At 51.0% G+C, this 16,224-nt stretch carries 12 protein-coding genes; 6 read left to right on the top strand and 6 right to left on the bottom strand.

Annotation, left to right across the window (positions count from 1 at the left end; all coding sequences use genetic code 11):
• Nucleotides 1-7 precede the first annotated feature (7 nt).
• The 5 genes from BUB16_RS02665 to BUB16_RS21700 form a co-directional block, all read right to left on the bottom strand.
• Nucleotides 8-430, bottom strand: a complete 423-nt coding sequence (locus BUB16_RS02665) for a hypothetical protein (RefSeq protein WP_073059278.1) — start codon at nucleotides 428-430, stop codon at nucleotides 8-10.
• A gap of 85 nt (nucleotides 431-515) precedes the next feature.
• The gene (locus tag BUB16_RS02660) at nucleotides 516-3,035 is read right to left on the bottom strand and encodes a heavy metal translocating P-type ATPase (RefSeq protein WP_073059277.1); all 2,520 of its coding nucleotides are present in this window, start codon (nucleotides 3,033-3,035) and stop codon (nucleotides 516-518) included.
• Nucleotides 3,036-3,235: 200 nt separating this feature from the next.
• Nucleotides 3,236-3,481 (bottom strand): heavy-metal-associated domain-containing protein, encoded by a 246-nt coding sequence (locus BUB16_RS02655; protein ID WP_073059276.1) that lies wholly within the window; start codon nucleotides 3,479-3,481, stop codon nucleotides 3,236-3,238.
• Between the two features lie 305 nt (nucleotides 3,482-3,786).
• On the bottom strand, nucleotides 3,787-4,377 hold the full coding sequence (locus BUB16_RS02650; protein ID WP_073059275.1) for an AraC family transcriptional regulator: 591 nt from the start codon (nucleotides 4,375-4,377) through the stop codon (nucleotides 3,787-3,789).
• A 271-nt stretch (nucleotides 4,378-4,648) separates the two neighbouring features.
• Complete coding sequence (locus BUB16_RS21700; RefSeq protein ID WP_211483068.1) at nucleotides 4,649-4,789, bottom strand: hypothetical protein; 141 nt, start codon at nucleotides 4,787-4,789, stop codon at nucleotides 4,649-4,651.
• A 160-nt stretch (nucleotides 4,790-4,949) separates the two neighbouring features.
• Here BUB16_RS21700 and BUB16_RS21365 point away from each other — a divergent pair, with 160 nt between their 5' ends.
• Both BUB16_RS21365 and BUB16_RS02645 read left to right on the top strand, forming a co-directional pair.
• Nucleotides 4,950-5,123, top strand: coding sequence for a hypothetical protein (locus BUB16_RS21365; protein WP_170864260.1), 174 nt, complete (start codon nucleotides 4,950-4,952; stop codon nucleotides 5,121-5,123).
• A gap of 169 nt (nucleotides 5,124-5,292) precedes the next feature.
• Entirely contained in the window at nucleotides 5,293-8,658 is a 3,366-nt protein-coding gene (locus tag BUB16_RS02645; RefSeq protein ID WP_211483067.1) for a PVC-type heme-binding CxxCH protein, read from the top strand.
• 311 nt (nucleotides 8,659-8,969) lie between these two features.
• On the opposite strand, the gene BUB16_RS02640 is transcribed toward BUB16_RS02645, so the two are convergent.
• Nucleotides 8,970-9,575, bottom strand: a complete 606-nt coding sequence (locus BUB16_RS02640) for a hypothetical protein (RefSeq protein WP_073059273.1) — start codon at nucleotides 9,573-9,575, stop codon at nucleotides 8,970-8,972.
• A gap of 232 nt (nucleotides 9,576-9,807) precedes the next feature.
• Between BUB16_RS02640 and BUB16_RS02635 the strand changes: the two genes are divergently transcribed.
• The 4 genes from BUB16_RS02635 (at nucleotide 9,808) to BUB16_RS02620 (ending at nucleotide 16,198) form a co-directional block, all read left to right on the top strand.
• Nucleotides 9,808-12,057 (top strand): TonB-dependent receptor, encoded by a 2,250-nt coding sequence (locus BUB16_RS02635; protein WP_073059272.1) that lies wholly within the window; start codon nucleotides 9,808-9,810, stop codon nucleotides 12,055-12,057.
• A 30-nt stretch (nucleotides 12,058-12,087) separates the two neighbouring features.
• The gene (locus BUB16_RS02630; protein WP_170864259.1) at nucleotides 12,088-12,747 is read left to right on the top strand and encodes an HmuY family protein; all 660 of its coding nucleotides are present in this window, start codon (nucleotides 12,088-12,090) and stop codon (nucleotides 12,745-12,747) included.
• Between the two features lie 123 nt (nucleotides 12,748-12,870).
• Nucleotides 12,871-13,833 (top strand): sirohydrochlorin chelatase, encoded by a 963-nt coding sequence (locus tag BUB16_RS02625; protein WP_170864258.1) that lies wholly within the window; start codon nucleotides 12,871-12,873, stop codon nucleotides 13,831-13,833.
• A 34-nt stretch (nucleotides 13,834-13,867) separates the two neighbouring features.
• A complete protein-coding gene (locus tag BUB16_RS02620; protein WP_211483066.1) occupies nucleotides 13,868-16,198 on the top strand; it encodes a TonB-dependent siderophore receptor in 2,331 nt (776 codons plus the stop codon).
• Nucleotides 16,199-16,224 lie beyond the last annotated feature (26 nt).

Genomic DNA, 16,224 nt, shown 5'->3' with positions numbered 1-16,224 from the left:
GGAATCGCTAATTCAGAAAAACGCTGTTTAACAAAAAGATAGGCAGATTGGAGCTTGCTGTATTCGATTCTGGCGGTGAAAACTTCAACCCGGAGTACACGGACATATGAACAAAACTACCGGTCTGACCAAGTACGGCCGCAACGCCCTGGCTTAGCTGGGGAATGGCCTCTGTTTCATCCTTTCGAATGGTTACGGCTTCTTGACAGATCTGCTGGTAGCTGCATACCTCATTATCCGACAACATATCGCCTGAATGATCAGAGGATTGAACGCCGAAACAAGTGTGTACTCCGCTCCGGCCGGTCCCCATTTCCATATTACAAAACAGGCCGGCCGCAGACAGGCCGACAGGCAGAATAAGACTGTTAAGAAACAGGATCAGCACAAAGGCTGAAAGGCAGCGATATGTCTTGTTGATAATTTTCATCTGATCAGCTTGATAATATCAAAATAAACGGTTTTCTCAAAGGTCAATAGATGACACGGTTGAAGAATCATTAACAAGCTTCGTCTTATAATTGGATATTTTTCCTGTTCAGCCGGCGGGAGTTCGCGATCACATTCACCGAACTGAAGGCCATGGCCGCTTCGGCCAGCAGCGGATGCAGCATGCCAAAGATCGCCAGCGGTATCATCACGACGTTGTAAAAGAAAGCCCAGAACAGGTTTTGCTTGATTTTGGTGAACGTAGCCCGGCTTAATTTCACGGATTTCACCACCGCGCTCAGGTCCCCTTTCACCAGCACAATATCGCCGGATTCAATGGCCACGTCTGTCCCGGTACCGATGGCGATGCCGACGTGAGCGCGGGTCAGCGCCGGGGCGTCGTTAATCCCGTCGCCCACCATCGCAACGATCTTGCCACGTTGCTGCAGTCGCTCGATTTCACCGGACTTCTGATCGGGCAGTACGCCCGCAATCACCTCGTCGATGCCGACCTCGGCAGCTACCGCCCGGGCGGTTCGCTCGTTGTCTCCGGTCATCATCACCGGGGTGAGGCCGAATTCCCTGAGCAGTGAAATAGCCTTCCTGCTGTCCTCCTTCACGGGATCCGCCACCGCAATAATGCCGGCCGTCTTCCCATCGACGGCAACCAGCACAGCCGTTTTGGCCTGCTTCTCCAGGCGATTCAGTTGTTCCTCCGTCTCGCTATCCAGCACGACATCCGATTCCCTGAGCAGATCTCTTGTCCCCACTAAAACACTCTTCACTTCCGCACCGGCAGCTTCAATGACGGCCTCAATGCCTTTCCCCGTGACCGCTTCAAAATTTTTCAGCGTATCAAGCGGGATATTCCGATCCCCGGCATAGCTCACAATCGCCTGTCCCAGTGGATGTTCCGAACCACTCTCCGCCGAAGCCGCAAGCCGGACCATCTCCTCTTCCGACGTCCCGTTGAGTCCGATGACGTCCGTAACGCCCGGTTTACCTTCGGTGATGGTCCCGGTTTTATCCAGCACAATCGTATCCACATCCTTCATTATCTGGATTGCTTCTCCATTTCGGATAAGTACACCGTTCTCAGCCCCCATGCCGGATCCGACCATCAGCGCGGTCGGGGTTGCCAGTCCCAGTGCACAGGGACACGCAATCACCAGCACCGCGATGGCGGCGTAAAAGGCCAGGGCAACATTACCCATACCCGGATTAATCCACGGCAGAAAACCCGAAGCCCAGACCGCAATACCCCCGAAAAACCCGGGGAACAGCGTCCAAAGTCCCAATGTAGCAACCGCTACGCCCAATACCACCGGAACAAAAACCGCCGTAATGCGATCGGCGAACTCCTGGATGGGCACCTTGGATCCCTGGGCTTCCTCCACCATCCTGATTACCTGGCTCAAAAAGGTATCCTCCCCTACCCTGGTGGCTCTGACTTTCAGCATTCCGTTTTTGTTGAGTGTAGCGCCGATCACTTCATCCCCCGGCTCTTTCTCCACAGGCATCGATTCGCCGGTGGCAATGGACTCATCCACGCTGCTTCTCCCATCCGTTACCTCGCCATCGGTGGGAATTTTTTCGCCGGGACGAACGACCATCAGATCACCGGCCCGCAGCTCCCGCACCGGGATTTTAATCTCTTCTCCATCGCGTTCTATGGTCGCTTCTTTAGCCTCTAAGGTCAACAGCTTCCGGATGGCATCAGATGCGCGACCCTTCGCCTTGGTTTCGATATACCGGCCGGTCAGGTGAAAGGCCATAATCATACCGGCGATACCGGCAAAGCTGTGAAAAGGCGGCGCCACTCCAAATTGATGAAGTAACGCTACAATACCCGTCGAAAGAGCCGCCAGCCCACCCATGGCGATCAGCACATCCATGTTGGGCGTCCTGTTTTTCGCGGATTTCCAGGCACTTAAGACCGTTTCCCAGCCGGGCACAAAAATCACGGCGGCCGAAAGAGCGATCAACCCGACTTCAAAACCGACTTCGCCGAGGAAGGCATAGTCCCAGATCATTTCCGGGATCATCCACAACATAATGGGGATCGTCAGTGCCCAGGACCACCACATATTGGACCTGGCCTTGCTCATCTTTTCCTGCTCCCGTTGTTGGCGGGCCTCACCTTGCGACTGACCGGATTCCGATTCTTCCCGCAGCAGCGAATAACCAGCCTGTTCGACCGCTTCCCCAAAGTCATCCAGCGACAGATCACCGCTGTAACGCACCGTTGCCGTTTCAGCAGCGAGGTTGACCGAAGCCTCCCGTACCCCATCCAGCTTTTCGAGCATTTTCCGGACCGAATTCACGCAGCTGGCGCAATGCATGCCTTCGATTTTGAGCGTACGGCTTTGTACCTGCTCGTTGGCTATCGTATATCCCGCTGCCTCAACCGCCTCCACCAGCTCCTCTTCGGTGACCTGTTGCTCATCGTAAGCAACAGAAGCCGACTCGGTTGCAAGGTTCACGGAGGCCTCTTCCACACCCTTTTTGTTACGGAGCGATTTTTCGACCGCCGACACACAGCTTGCACAGTGCATGCCCTCAATCTTAAGTGCCTTCTTTCTTAGTTGCGTTGTTTGCTGGTCCATAATAATATAAATAAGGCTTAGCCTTAAAATTGTTGTTGTATGAAGGTTGTAACTTTAAAGCTGAAGATGAAGGTCGCAGGTTACAAAGTCACAGGCTATAAAAGCTGCTTAAAATCAGCTGGGTCAGCTTCGCCATTCTGAGTTCAACCTTTGACAGGTATTTGCACAACAATAAGCTATTGCCCACTGCCCCCTCTTCATTACCGTCTCGCGCCTTTAAATCCATATCCCGCCCCCTGTACAGCCCGCTCAAAGTCATCCTCCGTAATCGCATTCGGATTATAAGTTACGGACGCCGAGTTATTCTCAAGATCCACGGCTGCCTCTTTCACCCCGTCAATATTATCAAGGGCCTGCTGAACAGAAGCGGCACAGCCACTACAGGACATTCCGCTGATATTTATATCTATTGTCGTCGTTTTTGTCGCACCTGATTGCTTATCCATTATATATTGATTTAGAGCGCTGTTTATTTTTCATTCCAAAGTTATGGAAGAGGAACAGAGAATCTGTTACGGAATTGTTGGTGATTGTTGTGGAATTTTTGTCAGTGTTACAGACTCCGGAATTCTAAATTCCTCCACCTGCAACCTGCCTCCCACTTCTATCCTTCAAATTGAATGGGCAGCTATATGAATATTGAATATGAAATAAACGCTGAGCCTGAAAAGAATTTTATTATCCCTCCATGCTTAGCCCCGGCGAGAGTCAGGGATGCAGGCGCGGGTTGGGCCGGCCCCAAAAATTCGAATCACTCCTCAATCCCATCCAGGTGCTTGCGGAACGAATCGCGGGCTTTTTTATAGTCGGTCACCGACATCCCGGTAACCTGTTTAAACTGGTTCGAAAGATAGGCTACGCTGCTGTAATTCAGGCGATAGGCGATCTCGCTCAGCGTCATCTCTCCATAGGAAAGCAGTTCCTTGACCCGCTCAATTTTGAGGTGGATCAAATATTTTTCAATCGTCGTATCCTGGCTTTCGGAAAAAGCAGAACTCAGCGAAGAATAGTTTTGATGCAGCTCTCCGGCAAGATATTCCGAAAGCTTCGGACTTTCCTCCGACTGTTCGGACTCCTGTACATAACGTATCAGCAGCGTTTTAATCTGCTCTACAAGCTGCCGGTTCCTGCCCCGAATCAGTTCAAAGCCGTATTCTCTGAGTTTTTCTTCCGTTCGATCCAGTGGGACCGGTTCACCGGCCTGAACAACAGCTTGTCCCAGTTCCACCTCCAGTACCTCGAACCCAAGTTCTTCGAGGGTCTGCCGCACCACCATCACGCAGCGGGGACACACCATGTTTTTTATATGCAGGGTCGTGGGTTCAGAAGCAGGCGTATTCATTTTTAGAAATTCTATTCTTTTAAAATCGTTGTGGGTTGACTTTTAAACAACCTGTCAGCATCTGTTAGGACCTGAAAGCGTTGAGACGCTGACAGGAATCAACATCCGTTGTTGGTACACTATCAGATCTTTTTTTATTAATCGCACAACGGCTTTTTATATAAGATGTTATCAACAACTATATAAAATACCATTAAAATGGACTCGGCAAAATAATCGTTACACGAAAAAATTACTTATCATCCTGTTAATCTTTGATGGCTATTCTTCTTTATGTTCCATTTTTGGAACGACGAAAATCCCGACGGTAGTACCGGACCAGCAGAGCTGGAACCATCAAACCCAAAAACGTCGCCGGAAGGATGGTTATCCTTTTCTCAAAATCATGTCCGTACTCAAAAGAGATCTTCATAGTAGGATTAGGACAGATCATTATTAAAAGAGTAAACACGGCCTTGAACATAGGACGAGCCGCTTAGGCAGAGGAGGTGCGAAGAATCGGGTAAAAGAAAAACTGTCTGAGGCGCCTCCGGCGGTGAGTTTTTTTCTTTTATTCGGAGTACCTCCGGCGCATGGCCGTTCCTATTTTCTCAGCCTTGATCTTTTTCACACCTTTTGGATCAAGCCAAAAAGGTGTAAAAGATTTTTTAGCAAAGGCGCAGGAATCGCCAGCACCATTTATTCAGCAGGTGATTTTTTTGATTACTTTTTCCATCAATGAAAAAAGTAATGAGAACCTTCGATGACAAAAAAGACAAGTACCATATTAACAAAAACAGTTAATTGCTAAGAATCGGAAATTGTTATTTATTATATCAATTAAGTGTGAGTTTAACTTTTAACAAAGCAAAAATGCGTCTGCCCCACCGATCAAAGAAGATCTTCTTCCCATATAGCATATGTTGCCTACCGGCCTTGTTTATCGTTATTCTGGCAGGCTGTGGCAATGAAGAACTTTCAACTAAAGAAATCAATACGCTTGACCCTCAAAAGTCGGCGGAACTCGCAGCCAATATTGAAGAAGAGGTGCCTGTAGAACTGGCAGAAGGATTTGAATTGAATCTATGGGCCTCGGAGGAGCTGATTAGCGACCCTGTCGGACTGGATGTAGATAACAAGGGTCGCCTTTTTGTGACGAATACGACCCGGAGCTGGAGCTCCGAATTTGATATCCGGGATCACCGCAACTGGATGGATGAAGCCATGACGTGGAGCAGTGTTGAGGACCGCCGAGATTTTTTGCATCGCGAGCTCGCTCCGGAGCGAAGTGATGAAAACGAAAGCTGGCTCCCGGATCGCAATGAAGATGGTTCTCACGACTGGAAAGACCTGACCGTTCAGAAAGAAAAGGTGTACCGGGTAGACGATCGGGACGGGGATGGCGTGGCGGACCGGTCTCAATTGTTCATCGAGGATTTTCATTCCGAAGTGACGGACGTCGCCGGGGCGATCCTTTCTTTTCACGATACCATCTACCTGGGCGTAGCTCCCGATATGTGGCGGTTAAAAGATACGGATGGCGACGGGATGGCGAACGAAAAGGAATCCATCAGTCACGGCTACGGAGTGCATATCGGGTTCAGCGGACACGGGATGTCGGGGGCTACGTATGGTCCAGACGGACGCATTTACTGGGGCATCGGGGATATCGGCTTCAACGGAAAATCGGACGGACGGCACTGGAAGTACCCAAATCGCGGCGTCATTGCCCGCAGTGATCCCGACGGAAGCAATTTTGAAATCTTTGCCATGGGCGTACGGAATACGTTTGAGTTCTCCTTTGATAAATACGGCAACCTGATCAGCGTAGATAATGACGGTGATCATGCCGGGGAATCGGAACGACTGGTGTACCTCGTGAAGGGATCGGATACGGGCTGGCGGCATAACTGGCAGTTCGGCAAATATGATGATCCGAACAATAATTCGTACAAAGTCTGGATGGATGAGGAGATGTATAAACCCCGGCAAGAGGGACAAGCGGCCTACTTCATCCCCCCTGTCGCCAATTATCATAACGGTCCCGCCGGCATGGCCTATAACCCGGGTACAGCACTCAGCGAAAAATGGAACGATCATTTCTTTGTAGCGGAATATACCGGTTCGACGGCCCGCTCCCGCATTCATGCGTTTACCCTGGAGCAAAGCGGGGCGGGGTTTGAGCTGGAAACAGACCAGGTAGTGGAACAGGGCATACTGGCAACAGGCATGGACTTTGGTCCCGACGGCGCCCTCTATTTTGCCGACTGGATCGAAGGATGGCAAACCAACAGCAAAGGGCGTATCTGGAAACTCGACACCCCGGCAGCGGCAGATTCCGCCATCCGCAAAGAGACCCAACAGATCTTAGGCGAAGAGTTCGACTCCCGCCCGGAAGAGGAACTGCTGACATTGCTGGGGCACCGGGATATGCGGGTCCGCATGAAAGCCCAGTTTGAACTGGCCGAACGGGAAGAGGCCGGAGCCCAGGCCCTTCAAAAAGCTATTGATTCGGATCATCAGCTGACGCGGCTGCACGGTATCTGGGGGATTGGGCAGTTGGCACGTGATGAGGCTTATTTTGCGAAGCCGCTTATTGCTGTCCTTAAGGACAACGATCCCGAAGTGAGGGCACAGGCGGCCAAAGTATTGGGTGATGTTCAGTATGAACCGGCAGGCGATCAACTCATTCCTCTTTTGAAAGATGATGAAGCACGTCCCCAATTCTTTGCAGCCCAGGCGCTGGGAGAGTTAGCATACGAGCCGGCCGTAGATCCCATTATTGAGATGCTCGAAGCGAATAATGACGAAGATGTCTACCTGCGTCATGCGGGGACGCTCGCCCTGGCTCAAATCGGACAAGCGGAGCCTATTCTCGCATTGGAAGACAGTCCTTCACGAGCCTTGCGTATTGCCGCGGTCGTAGCCCTGCGGCGAATGGAACACCCGGGCATAGCTCGCTTTTTAGACGACGAAGATGAATATATCGTAACGGAAGCGGCCCGGGCGATCAATGATGATTGGTCCATTGAAGAAGCTTTGCCGGCTCTGGCGGCGGTTCTGGAGCACAATCGTTTTGACAGTGAAGCGCTCCTCCGGCGTGCTATAAATGCCAATCTCAGGATCGGGGGTCCGGAAGCAACAAAACGATTAGCTGACTATGCGGTTCAGGAAGGAGCTCCCGATTCCATGCGGGTTGAAGCTATCTCAACGCTGGGCGTATGGTCAAATCCCCCGGAGCTGGACCGGGTTACCGGACGATACCGGGGCCAGCCGGATTTGAATCCCGACCACGCTCGAGAGGCGCTCGCCACCATTATCGACCCCCTGCTGGAGGCCTCAAACGAACAGCTCAGAATAGCATCCCTCCAGAGCATCGGTAACCTTAATTATCAGCCCGCCATTAAAAAAATCTTTACTCACCTTCAGAATGACACCTCTCCCGAGGTGCGGGTAGCTGCTCTAAAGGGACTACAGGCCATGGACTTTAACCAGATTGAAAAAGCTATTCAGATAGCTCTGAATGATCAAAGCCAGCAGGTGCGAATGACCGCATTGGGACTGACTCCCACCCTTGATCTTTCTGATCAACAGATTGTTGATTTGTTATCCTCGGTATTGGGTAAAGGAGAGAACCGAGAGCAACAGGTAGTGCTGGAGACCTTGGGAGAAATGAGATCTCAGCCGGCCAACGAAGTACTGGTAGAGGAGCTGGATAAACTCCTTGCCGGTAATTATCCAAATGAGCTACAGCTTGATCTCATTATGGCTGCCAGGACAAGCCATGCGGACTCCCTCGTAACCATGCTTGAGCAGTATAAATCTTCTAAATCATCCGATGATGTGGTCGCTGCCAATCGGGAACTCCTGTATGGAGGAAATGCTGAAACCGGACGTGAATTGGTATTCGGCCATGAGGCCGCCCAGTGCATGCGTTGTCACGCTGTTGGGGGAGATGGGGCGAGCGTGGGACCGGACCTGGCTAATATCGGTACCACTTTAAGTCGCGAACAACTCCTGGAGTCCCTTCTCGCCCCGAATGCGCGCATCGCTCCGGGATATGGTACCGTTGCCGTAACGCTGGAGGATGGGGAAAAAGTAAGCGGCGTCGTTCGGGAAGAAACCGATACCCAGCTGGTTCTACAATCGGCAGATGGCAGCAGCCATGAAATTGAAAAAAATAGTATTGCAGAACGCCAATCCGCCCCGTCGAGCATGCCTCCGATGGGAACTCTCCTGGAAAAGCGTGAAATCCGCGATATGGTCGAGTTTTTGTCCACGCTAAAAGGCCGGGGACAGTAACCCAGATACGTTTAAACAAGCCTGTTTACGGACAATCGTTATAACATCCTGTGTTTGTCTTTGTTTGCCATTAAAATGGTTGTTCCGTTTTTTTCAACGACGCAAAAACGGAACGCCGCCCAACGGGCTGACTTTTCAAGGCCGGTGAGTTTTTTCCTCTCCCGGGTAATAGAGACCGGTCCCGCCAGTGCGCGATCAGGAACTCAACAATCAAATATTCAGAACAATAATTATAGTTGATCTGATTAATAATCCGACCTGATAGTCATGAAAATTATTTTTTTTGATCTGTTATTACACTTCGGGCTTGACTAAAAGAGCGGGTGTTTGCGAATGATCTTCAGGATCAGATGATACAACTCTTCCTGGTCGTTGTTATATCGAAATTCCGATTCCTTGAGATGCAGAAAGTACGTGTGAGAATGGATGCCCTTAAACTTCTCCATCCGGGTTTTTGCATATCCCCAGAAACCGTCGATGCGATTTATCTTAGCTTGGTCATTTTTTTGTAACCGTCCCCGGTCTCCTGTCCATATTTTCTGATCTTTTTTGAGATCGATGATCACATCCATTTCTTTTGACTGGGGATCCATAAGATCATTTTTCTCCCCAACTTCGGTATTTCTATTCATAAGCTGGACACAGATCACCCCTTCCTTTTCGATGATTCCAAGATACCTGATATCTCCCTCTACCCTTTGATTCGGAGAGCTGGCATAGCCTGTAACAGGACCGGTTATTTCACAATACTCAGCCAGGCGCTTCCTGATCTCCTTGATATATCGATTGACGGTATTTCGGTTAAGTCCCGACAGTTTAGCTATCTGGGTGGCCGTCAGATCCAGGGCAAATAACTTCACCAGCTCCCGAAATTTCGCCTCTGATATCTTTGAACGATTTACATACTTGTTATCCATTGTGTATCAAAGAGTTATACAATTTTAAGAATTCTCGTTTTAGTCAAGACCAGCCCATTTATCCATCCGGGTTAAACCAAATTTCGAAAATCGATTACCTTTGGCCTTTCTATTTAGAATGAATCTAAATTATATTCTGGTCCTTATTTAAAGATGGTTTAAATAAAAGTCAAATTTTAAAACAAGAATGAAAGTTGTCCAACCCCTTTGTCTCCTATTCCTGGGACTAACCATGGCTGCTCAAGCCAACGCTCAAAGCAGAGCTACCGTCCGGGGCAAAGTCCTCACTCAACAAGGAGAGCCGCTGGCAAAGGCTCACCTGACCTTTCGGGATCTCCCGGTGCATACGGTTACAAATGACAATGGTGAGTTTACCTTTACTCAACAACTTCCGGCGGGCACATACAACCTGAAAATCAGCCATGTCGGCTACCGGACCCTGCAACAAACCATAGAAGTTGACGATTCATCAAGAGAGACGCTCACTTTTAAACTCAGGCCAAAGCGATATGTATCGCCCTCCGTTGTGGTGACAGCCACCCGAAGCCGCCGGGATATCGAGGATGTCCCGGAACCGGTAACCGTCATTTCCGACCAGGAGATCCAAACGTCCGGCAGCACCCGGCTCAGCGAAATTCTGGCCGAACAGACGGGACTAACGCTTACCTCTGACCACGGGACCGGCATCCAGGTGCAGGGGTTTGCCTCCGATTACACAAAAATCATGATTGACGGTCAGCCACTCATCGGTCGCACCGCCGGTACCCTCAACCTCGACCGCATTTCGGTGGGAAATGTACGGCAGATAGAGATGATCAAGGGTCCCTCTTCGGCACTCTGGGGGAGCGATGCCCTGGCCGGCGTTATCAATATTATTACCCGGAAGGGAGAGCGGCCTTTTGAGCTGGGCATCAACTCACGGTACGGCAGCAATCAGACCGTGGATCTGGGTGTGGATCTTTCCGCTCAAAAAAACGGCTGGCAAAATAATCTTTTTCTCAATCGCAACAGCTCGCAGGGATACCACCTGCGGCCGGACGCTATTTCCCAGACCGTCCCCGAGTATCAGAACTATACGGCTTCTTACAAAACCACCATACCCCTTTCGGATCCCGTAAAAATTGAATTCCAGGGGAGATACTATCGTGAAGATCAGTCCAGCACCGATTATCTGGGATCCCGGGAAAATCCTATCCTTCTCGACGGGGAGGCCCTCCAGGAAGACTACAGCCTGTCGCCGTCACTGCATGCCGAGCTGGGAGCCGGACTCAGTGCTGAACTTTCCCACTACTACAGCCGCTATCGCACCGACACCCGCTATCATTACGTGGAGGGGGACAGCCTGTATGAGCATTCCGAATTTGATCAGCACTATAACAAATCGGAATTCCAGCTTAACAAGCGTTGGAATACCGAACATATTTCGACGCTGGGCAGCGGCTATATGCATGAACAACTAAAAGCAGAGCGTTACGCCAGCGATCCTGCTTTTGAGAGCTACTTCGTGTTTGTCCAGCACGAATGGAGGCCCGCTGAAAAATGGAATGTTATCGGGGGACTGCGTTATGATGGTCACAGCGAGTATACCTCGCAACTGAGTCCCAAGCTTTCGGCCCGCTACAAACTATCCTCCTGGCTGCACCTTCGCGCTTCGGCCGGCAGCGGGTTCAAGGCGCCCGACTTTCGTCAGCTGTTTCTGAACTTTACCAATCCCACAGTCGGCTATACCGTGGTCGGTTCCAGCAATGCAAAAGAACAAATTCAGCAACTTCAGGATCAGGGACAAATTGACCAGGTTTTAATACCACTCGATCAGCTCCGGGAGATCAGGGCCGAGCAGTCGTGGGCCTATAATACAGGAATTGATTTCTTCCCCATAAATGATATGGAACTGCGACTCAATCTCTTTTATAACGATGTCAGCGACCTGATCGAATCTGCTCCTGTGGCCACCAAAAATAACGGGCAGTCGGTTTACACCTACTTCAACCTGGAAGAAGTGTACACCCGTGGTATTGAAACACAACTCCGCTGGGAGCTGTCTGACCGGTTTGAGGTAGCTGCCGGCTACCAGCTGCTGGATGCGCGCCGCAAGATTGAAGGCACACGCACGGTACAGGATGAAGATGGCGAGATCATTGAAAAAGAATTCAGCTCCTACGAGCTGATGTTCAACCGGTCCAAACACTCGGCGAATATCAAAATGTATTATTTCTGGGATGCCCTCAATGTGGATGCCAACCTGCGGGGCAGCTGGCACGGTAAATACGGACGCGCCGACGCTAACGGGAATAGCTATGTAGATCCCGGTGAATATGAAGATGGATATATGGTATGGGATGCTTCGATTGCCAAGACCGTAAATGAGCGGTACACGCTGCGTTTGGGGGTCGACAATATACTGGATTTCACACGACCTTCGGGCCTTTCATATCTGCCCGGACGACTATTTTACGGGCAACTTTCACTGCAACTTTATTAGTCATAAACCCCAAAAAATAAAATGGAAGCTATGTTACGAACAACAAAAAAACTACACTCACTTACGCTCATAGCTGCGGCTCTTGCTTTTGTCTTCACCGCCTGCAGCGACGATACCACCGGTCCCGACGGGGAAGAAGAATTCCAGCTTGAAACGCATACTGTGGAAAATCTCGATACCGGATATGGCGGACGAACGGCCCCTAATGATACCGCCTATTACAGCCTTAGAGAAAATAACAGGATAGAAAAGAGCGATTCCGCCTCTACCCAATGGGATATAGCCTTTTCGGGCACTACCATTTATATCAACAGCGGCAGCAGTGGACCAGGGGATGGCGGAGCCATCGTACTGGACCAGTCGTTTGACGCTACGGTTATCGCCCCATCCGAAGGCTATGCCATAGATACAACTGCTACCAGCCTAGCCATCCCAACGGGGAGTGATAACGGCTGGTACCATTATACAGGGGATGAGGGCACTCCACCCCATACAATTATTCCTTTAGAAAACACCACGCTCATTGTTAGAACAGCCGATGGCGAACGCTACGCCAAAATGAAGATTATCAGCTGGTATAGAGGTAATCCTGACTTGTCAAATGAGGATTTTAATACTGAGGATCATCCCTCGGGACATTACACCTTCGAATATGCCATCCAGCTCAATGGATCAAGAGAACTGAACTAAACAGGATCCCTGCGATCCTCTGTCCGTCCCCCCATGCCGGAGGGGAGTCTTCTTACCCTGCTCCCCTCCCGGCGAAGGGGCGGATTAATCGAAATTCAAAGCACAATCCCTAAACGCATTACCATGACGAACCACAACCGATTTTTCCTCGTCCTTACCCTGTTACTCTTCTTCCAAATTTCCGCCGTCTCTTCCCAGGATACGGGCGTTCTCGTCCTGGCCCACGGAGGCAGCGAAGAATGGAATGAAGCGGTTATAGAGGCCGCAGAACCGCTTAAAAAAGATCACAAAGTCGAAGTGGCCTTCGGGATGGCCAACTACGTGACGATGCATAACGGCATCAAAAAGCTGGAGAAACAGGATGTTTCCAGGATTGCCGTGGTGCAGCTTTTTATCTCCAGCTACAGTCCGATTATCCGCCAGAATCGGTACCTGCTTGGCAAACGCGACTCGCTGCCGGAGCGCCCGATGCCGCTGATGCACCATATCGACGAGTATAAGGAAATGATGAATATTGAAGACGATTCGGCGGGACATTCCTCCGGCGACCACCGCTTCTACATGCCGGAGAACCTGCAGCCGATTCCCACTGAAGCCGAGATCACGCTGGCCCCGGCCCTGGACGACCATCCCGTGGTGGCCGAAATACTCAACAAGCGAATCCGGGAGCTCAGCACCGATCCCGCCCATGAAACCGTGCTGCTGGTAGCCCACGGACCCAATGCCGAAGATGACAACGAAAAATGGATTGATACCATGGAGAGCCTGTCCCAAAAAATTCAGTCCGCTCAAAAAGAAGACGGGACTCCCTACAAACAGATTTTTGCTACTACGGTGCGTGATGATGCTTCTGATGAAATCTTCAATCAGGCCAAAGCGAACCTGCGTGCCCTGGTTCGACAGGCCGGCCAGTTTGGCGATGTCGTTGTCGTTCCGCTCTTCCTCTCTTCAGGGGGACGCGAGCAGGCGGTGGCCGAGCGGCTCGAGGGACTTGATTACAAGTGGAGCGGCAAAACCCTGCTGCCCGATCCGCTCATCACCGATTTCCTGCGGCAGTCGGTGGAAAAGGCTTTCTCTCAACAATAAAACTACTAACCTAATTAATCATCATTCTGATACAATGCATTTCAACATATCCATTCCCCGTATTACCGGTTTAATTTTCTTTGTACTAAGTCTCTCATTTAGTCAGGCCCAGGCTCAAACAGGCACCGTAAAAGGACAGGTAACCCATGAACAGGACCGGTCGCCCTTGTCAGACATCAACATTGCCCTTGAAGGGACCCATTACGGGACGGCCACCGGCAGCGATGGCACCTATACGCTGGATGAGATCCCCGCGGGTGACTACTCCGTGGTGGCTTCCGGCGTGGGATATGTCAGAAGCAGTGAAACGATAACCATTGAAGCCGGTGAAAGCGTCGTATTGAACTTTAGTATGACTGTTTCAACACAAGAGCTCTCGGAGGTAACTGTCACAGGACAGGGGGGCTACAACACCTCCATCTCCTCATCCTCGCTCAAAATTCGAGGCTCTCTCCTGGAAACACCTCAAAATATCCAGGTCATAACCGGCGATCTCATCCGCGACCAGCAGATCTTTAATATGGTGGAGGGGATCGCCCGCAATGTAAGCGGCGTTCATCGCGAAGAGCACTGGGATAACATGTATGCCCGCATTTATATGCGCGGGTCCAAGATTCCCGCTTTCCGCAACGGCATGAATGTGGAGATGCCCTGGGGACCGCTGGCCGAAGATATGTCGATGGTCGAGCGGATAGAATTTGTCAAAGGTCCGGCCGGTTTTATGATGGCGAATGGCGAACCCGCCGGTTTTTATAACGTGGTCACCGACAAGCCCACCGGCCAAACGCGCGCTTCTGCGTCTCTTACGACCGGGAGCTTCAACACCTTAAGAGCCACGGCCGACTTTGACGGAAAGCTGACCTCTGACAACACCCTGTTGTACCGCCTGAACGTGATGGGACAGCAGAAAGACTCCCACCGCAAGTTTGACTATACCAATCGCTATGCGGTCGCGCCGGTTTTGCAATACAACTTTGATTCCCATACCTCACTGACGGCCGAATATACCTATCAGTCCTCCGAATTCCACCAGCCCGGCGGCTACGTGGCCTCACTCGATGGGTATGGAACGCTTCCGAGAGACTTTACGGTATCGGATCCCAAAATCGGTCCCTCTGAGATCAAGGATCACAGCTTGTTCCTGACGCTCGAACACCGGCTCAGCGAGCAGTGGAGCCTGACTGCCAAGATGGCCTATTTCGATTACAGCGCTATCGGACAGTATGTATATCCCGGCGGGGAGATTGACGAGCAGGGCAACCTGGCGCGCACTGTTTCGGTTTGGGATGGTCATTCCGAGAATAAACTGGGACAGGTGTTCGTAAACGGAAATATCAAGACAGGCGCTGCAAGGCACGAAATCCTGGGCGGACTGGATCTGAGCGATAAGCAGTACATAGCCGTATTCGCAACCACGGGACAGATTCCGGACCTGAATATCTATGAGCCTGAATACAATATTTCCGCGGATACCATCCCCGAATATAATCCCGCCAAAAGCCTCAACAACCGGGCGGGCTGGCGCGACAATCTCTCGCATCGCGCAATCTATATCCAGGATGAAATCCATCTTTTTGATGATAACCTGCGACTGACCCTGGCCGGACGCTTTACCGATTCCCGGTCCGATGAGACTGAAGAGCAGGTGTTTACCCCGCGAGCGGGACTCAGTGTCAATCTTGACGACAATACGTCCGTTTACGCTCTCTACGACCAGGCCTACCTGCCGCAAGGGGGACAAAATTTTGAGGGGGAGAGTTTTGATCCCGTTACCGGTCATAATATCGAAGCCGGTCTGAAGCGGCAATGGTTCGGCAGCCGGTGGAACTCGACCGTTTCAGCGTATCGCATCACCAAAGAAAACGTGCTTACGACCGACCCGGACCATCCCGACTTCTCGGTTCAACTGGGACAAATACAAACCCAGGGAGTGGAAGTGGACGTGAGGGGTCGCCTGGCAAGAGGACTGAACCTGGTGGTGAACTATGCTTTCACCGACTCGAAAGTAACCGAAGACACGAATGAAGAGGTGGAGGGAGAGCCGACGCCCGGCGCCATTCGTCACCTCAACAATGCTTGGCTTTCCTACCATGTCCCGGGCGGTGCGCTTGAGGGAGTAGGGCTTTCCCTGGGGTACATGTGGAAAATCGGGCGTACCTCCTGGTTCTCCGAACAGAATTCGCTGCCGGATTACTTCAAGCTCGACGGGGGGATATCCTGGGAGAACGACCGGTTCAATCTCTCCCTCAACGTCAACAACCTGCTGGATGAGTACCTGTACTCCGGCTTCCCCTCCGGTGAGAAATATATCTGGATAAGCGAGCCGCCCCGGAATTTCCGTCTGAGTGTCGGATATAAGTTTTAACATCTAAATCTAACTATCAAATTGAC

The organism is Fodinibius roseus, from assembly GCF_900129315.1.
Taxonomy (GTDB): Bacteria; Bacteroidota; Rhodothermia; order Balneolales; family Balneolaceae; genus Fodinibius; species Fodinibius roseus.
Note: the sequence above shows the minus strand (reverse complement) of the source record. Positions and strands in the feature narration are given on the sequence as shown.